1 protein-coding gene is annotated in these 280 nt (G+C 39.3%); it reads right to left on the reverse strand.

Annotated elements, in window-relative coordinates:
- On the reverse strand, positions 1-280 hold a 280-nt coding region (locus tag ACG9ZB_RS17250), incomplete at both ends, for a biotin synthase BioB (protein WP_419326847.1).

Consider the following 280-nt stretch of genomic DNA (forward strand, 5'->3'; position numbering starts at 1 on the left):
ACCTTCACCTGTATTTGGCGTCGTAAGTAATTTATCACCAGAGAACAGAGAATTTGCACCCGCCATAAATGCTAAAGCTTGATCTGAGTCACTTAATGATTCACGACCAGCAGATAAACGAATATAACTATGCGGCATAATGATACGTGCTACCGCAATAGTACGAATCCATTCAATAACATCTAGTTTTTCAACATCAGCTAATGGTGTACCTTCAATTGGAACAAGCATGTTGATTGGCACAGATTCTGGATGAATAGGCAAGGTTGCTAATTCATGT

This window comes from Acinetobacter johnsonii, from assembly GCF_048551975.1.
GTDB classification, from domain to species: Bacteria; Pseudomonadota; Gammaproteobacteria; order Pseudomonadales; family Moraxellaceae; genus Acinetobacter; species Acinetobacter johnsonii_A.